General features: G+C 62.6%; 5 protein-coding genes. All 5 read left to right on the top strand.

Going from position 1 to position 4,628, the window contains the following annotated elements:
* Nucleotides 1-784, top strand: a 784-nt coding sequence (locus ENZ74_RS22575) for an ATP-binding protein (RefSeq protein ID WP_127312997.1), incomplete at its 5' end; no start/stop codon positions are given.
* On the top strand, nucleotides 774-2,135 hold the full coding sequence (locus ENZ74_RS22580; protein WP_013531496.1) for a sigma-54 dependent transcriptional regulator: 1,362 nt from the start codon (nucleotides 774-776) through the stop codon (nucleotides 2,133-2,135). The genes ENZ74_RS22575 and ENZ74_RS22580, both read left to right, overlap by 11 nt.
* Nucleotides 2,136-2,233: 98 nt before the next feature.
* Nucleotides 2,234-3,097, top strand: a complete 864-nt coding sequence (locus ENZ74_RS22585; RefSeq protein WP_027163475.1) for a D-amino-acid transaminase — start codon at nucleotides 2,234-2,236, stop codon at nucleotides 3,095-3,097.
* Nucleotides 3,098-3,242: 145 nt separating this feature from the next.
* On the top strand, nucleotides 3,243-3,488 hold the full coding sequence (gene hfq, locus ENZ74_RS22590) for an RNA chaperone Hfq (protein WP_006202172.1): 246 nt from the start codon (nucleotides 3,243-3,245) through the stop codon (nucleotides 3,486-3,488).
* The coding region (gene hflX / locus ENZ74_RS22595; RefSeq protein ID WP_127312998.1) for a GTPase HflX at nucleotides 3,489-4,628 on the top strand (1,140 nt) is incomplete at its 3' end. It lies immediately after the preceding gene.

Consider the following 4,628-nt stretch of genomic DNA (forward strand, 5'->3'; position numbering starts at 1 on the left):
GGTCCAGGCGCAGCGCTCGTCGGCTTGGGCGGATGTGGCGCGGCGTATCGCCCACGAGATCAAGAACCCGCTGACGCCGATCCAGCTCTCGGCCGAACGCATCAAGCGCCGCTATGGCAAGGTGATTACCGAGGACCGCGAGGTTTTCGACCAGTGCACCGACACCATCATTCGTCAGGTCGAGGATATCGGCCGTATGGTCGACGAATTCTCGGCGTTCGCGCGCATGCCGAAGCCCGAGATGAAGGCCATAGATCTGCGCGAATCGCTGCGCGAGGCCTCGTTCCTGGTCGAGGTCAGCCGCGCCGACATCACCTTCGAGCGGACCTTCGGCAGCGAGCCGCTGAAGGGCACGTTCGACAGCCGGCTGATGGCGCAGGCTTTCGGCAATGTGATCAAGAACGCCGCCGAGGCAATCGACGGATTGGAACAGAAGGATGGTTCGCACGGCATAATCCGGATTCAGGCCGGGCGCCAGAATGGTGTGATTCGAATCGACGTCATCGACAATGGCAAAGGCCTGCCGCGCGAGAATCGCCAACGGCTGCTCGAGCCCTACATGACCACACGCGAGAAGGGCACCGGACTTGGCCTCGCTATCGTCAAGAAGATCGTGGAGGACCATGGTGGCAGGCTGGAACTACACGATGCTCCTGCGGACTTCCACGATGGGCGCGGCGCGATGATCAGCATCATCCTGCCGCCTGCGGCCGCAACGGCTCCGCGCGGCGAAAGCAGGGCGGAAAACGAAAGAGAAACTGAAAAGGTCGGTAATGGCGTCTGATATTCTCATCGTCGATGACGAGGAAGACATCCGTGAACTCGTCGCGGGCATACTGAGCGACGAAGGTCACGAAACCCGCACGGCATTCGATGCCGACAGCGCGCTCGCTGCTATAGCTGATCGCGCGCCGCGGCTGATTTTCCTCGACATCTGGCTGCAGGGCTCGCGTCTCGACGGGCTGGCGCTGCTCGACGAGATCAAGACGATGCATCCGACCTTGCCGGTGGTGATGATTTCCGGCCACGGCAACATCGAAACGGCGGTCTCCGCCATCCGTCGCGGCGCCTATGACTTCATCGAAAAACCGTTCAAGGCCGACAGGCTGATCCTTATTGCCGAACGTGCGCTCGAGACCTCGAAATTGCGGCGCGAGGTTTCCGACCTCAAGCTGCGCAGCGGTGAAACCTTCGATCTGATCGGCATGTCGTCGGCGATGAGCCAGTTGCGTCAGACCATCGAACGCGTCGCGCCGACCAACAGCCGCGTGATGATCATCGGCCCGTCTGGCTCGGGCAAGGAACTGGCCGCGCGCGCCATCCACACGCTGTCGGCGCGCAAGGGCGCGCCTTTCGTGACGCTGAGCGCCGCCAACATCACGCCCGAGCGTATGGAGATCGAACTGTTCGGCACCGAATCGAATGGCGTCGAGCGCAAGGTCGGCGCGCTCGAGGAGGCCCATCGCGGCATCCTCTACATCGACGAGGTGGCCGACATGCCGCGCGAGACGCAGAACAAGATCCTGCGCGTGCTGGTCGAGCAGCAGTTCGAGCGGGTAGGGGGAACCAAGCGGGTCAAGGTCGATGTCCGCATCATCTCTTCCACGTCGCAGAACCTCGAAGCGATGATCGCCGACGGGCGTTTCCGCGAGGATCTTTACCATCGCCTCGCGGTGGTTCCGGTCATCGTGCCGGGATTGGCCGAGCGGCGCGAGGATATTCCCTACCTCGTCGACAATTTCATGAAGCAGATCGCCCGCCAGGCCGGCATCAAGCCGCGCCGCATCGGCGACGACGCGCTGGCCGTGCTGCAGGCGCACAACTGGCCGGGCAACGTTCGCCAGCTGCGCAATAATGTCGAGCGCCTGATGATCCTGGCGCGCGGCGACGACGTCGATGCGCCGATCACCGCTGATCTGTTGCCGGCCGAGATCGGCGATGTCATGCCGCGCACCCCGAATCAATCCGACCAACACATCATGGCGCTGCCGCTCCGCGAAGCGCGTGAGCAGTTCGAGAAGGATTACCTGATCGCCCAGATCAACCGGTTCGGCGGCAACATCTCGAAAACCGCCGAGTTCATCGGCATGGAGCGCTCCGCTCTGCATCGCAAGCTGAAGTCCCTGGGCGTCTAAGCGCGACGTCCGACCAGCCGCGCGTGGTCCAACCATTTGCCGGTTACGCCCGCGGTGGAATCGCATAAGAAAGCCCGAGAATTTCTGAGGGGTCGCCAATGCCGCGCATTGCCTATGTCAACGGGCGCTATGTCACGCACGCCGACGCTGCCGTGCATATCGAGGATCGCGGCTATCAGTTTGCCGACGGTGTCTATGAGGTCTGCGAAGTGGCGCGTGGCTTCATCGTCGACATGCCGCGCCACCTGGCCCGGCTGAACCGTTCGCTGACCGAATTGTCGATCGCCTGGCCGGTCACCTCTCACGTGCTGCCGCTCATTCTGCGTGAGGTGGTCAATCGCAACCACGTCGCCAATGGCCTGGTCTACGTGCAGGTGACGCGCGGCGTGGCCAGCCGCGACTTCGTCTTCCCTTCCGCCGACACCAAGCCTTCGCTGGTGGTAACCGCCAGGAAGGCCGATCCTGCCGCTGGTGCAAAGCGAGCCGAGACAGGCATCGCCGTCATCACCGTGCCGGAGAACCGCTGGGACAGGGTCGACATCAAGACTGTCGGGCTGCTGCCCAATGTCTTGGCCAAGCAGAAGGCAAAGGAAGCCGGTGCGCAGGAAGCCTGGTTCGTCGACACCGAAGGTAACGTCAAGGAAGGCGGCTCGTCCAACGCCTGGATCGTCACCAGGGACGGCGTTCTGGTCACCAGGCCGGCCGAGCATGGCATCCTGCGCGGCATCACCCGCACGACCATGTTCGAAGTGGCGGCCAAGCTTGGCCTGAAGATCGAGGAGCGCGGCTTTTCCGTCGCCGAGGCCAAGACGGCACGCGAGGCGTTCATCAGTTCCGCAACGACGATCGCCATGCCGGTGGTGACCATCGATGGCGACACGGTCGCCAATGGGCACCCCGGCTCAATAACACTTTCGTTGCGGCAAGCCTTTTTTGACATTGCGGAAAAAAGTCCAGCCTGATAACCGCACAGGTGGAATGAACATCAATATATCTCGTTCTGCTTGTCGTTACTGACGACAAGACGGTGTTTGCGAGCTTGACATGCGCCCGTTAATTTGGCGCATTGGCTTGCAAACCGAAGGGGATCGGCGAAAGACAAGAACAATGGCGGAACGATCGCAAAACCTTCAGGACCTGTTCCTGAATTCAGTTCGCAAGAGCAAGAACCCGCTCACCATCTTCCTCATCAACGGCGTGAAGCTGACCGGCGTGGTCACTTCGTTCGACAATTTCTGTGTCCTGCTGCGCCGCGATGGTCACTCCCAGCTCGTCTACAAGCACGCCATTTCCACGATCATGCCGAGCCAGCCGGTTCAGATGTTCGATGGCGAGGAAAGCCAGGGCGCCTGATTGGCACGTGAGAAAGACGCGGACGCCACCGTTCGCGGGAAACCAGCGCATCACCCCAGGACTGAGGCCAAGGGCCCGACCCGGGCCGTGGTCATTGTGCCCGTCCTTACCCGCCACCAGCGCAACGACGACGAGACCAACCGCCCGCGGCTGATGCGTTCGGCTGATGCGCGTCACGACGAGGCCGTTGGCCTTGCCCGCGCCATCAACCTTGATCTGATTCACACCGCGGTGGTGACCGTCAACGATCCGCGCCCGGCGACGCTGCTCGGCAGCGGCAAGGTCGCCGAGTTCGCGGAAATCGTCAAAGAGGGACATGCGGAAGTGGTCGTCGTCGACCATCCGCTGACCCCTGTGCAGCAACGCAATCTCGAGAAAGAGCTGAACGCCAAGGTGCTGGACCGCACCGGGCTGATCCTCGAGATATTCGGCGAGCGTGCACGCACCAAGGAAGGCACGCTGCAGGTCGAGCTCGCCCATCTCAACTACCAGAAGGGCCGCCTCGTGCGTAGCTGGACCCATTTGGAGCGTCAGCGCGGCGGCGCCGGATTCCTTGGGGGCCCCGGCGAAACACAGATCGAATCCGACCGGCGGCAGTTGCAGGAAAAGATCATCAAGCTGAAGCAGGAGCTGGAAACGGTGCGGCGCACGCGCGACCTGCACCGCGCCAAGCGCAGGAAGGTGCCGTTCCCGGTGGTGGCGATCGTCGGCTACACCAATGCCGGCAAGTCGACGCTGTTCAACCGGCTGACCGGGGCGGATGTGCTGGCACAGGACATGCTGTTCGCCACGCTCGACCCGACGCTGCGCCGCGTGCGCCTGCCACATGGCACGCCGATCATCCTCTCCGACACGGTCGGCTTCATTTCGGACCTGCCGACACATCTGATCGCGGCTTTCCGCGCCACCCTGGAAGAGGTGGTCGAGGCCGACCTCGTGCTTCATCTGCGCGACATTTCCGATCCGGACACGGCCGCCCAGGCCGAGGATGTCGAGCGTATCCTTGCAGATCTTGGCGTTGACGCTGGTGATGCCAAGCGGGTGATCGAAGTGTGGAACAAGATCGACCGGCTCGACGAAGGCAACCGGACCCGGCTGCTTGCAGACGGCGCCGATGCCAACAAGGCGCCGTCTGCAAGC

The sequence above is a fragment of the Mesorhizobium sp. M7A.F.Ca.CA.002.15.2.1 genome (genome assembly GCF_003998715.1).
Taxonomy (GTDB): Bacteria; Pseudomonadota; Alphaproteobacteria; order Rhizobiales; family Rhizobiaceae; genus Mesorhizobium; species Mesorhizobium ciceri.

What these genes read in the sequence shown, in the direction of transcription:
- ENZ74_RS22580 (WP_013531496.1), top strand. Translation starts at nt 774, where the DNA reads ATGGCGTCTGATATTCTCATCGTCGATGACGAGGAAGACATCCGTGAA.
- ENZ74_RS22585 (WP_027163475.1), top strand. Translation starts at nt 2,234, where the DNA reads ATGCCGCGCATTGCCTATGTCAACGGGCGCTATGTCACGCACGCCGAC.
- hfq (WP_006202172.1), top strand. Translation starts at nt 3,243, where the DNA reads ATGGCGGAACGATCGCAAAACCTTCAGGACCTGTTCCTGAATTCAGTT.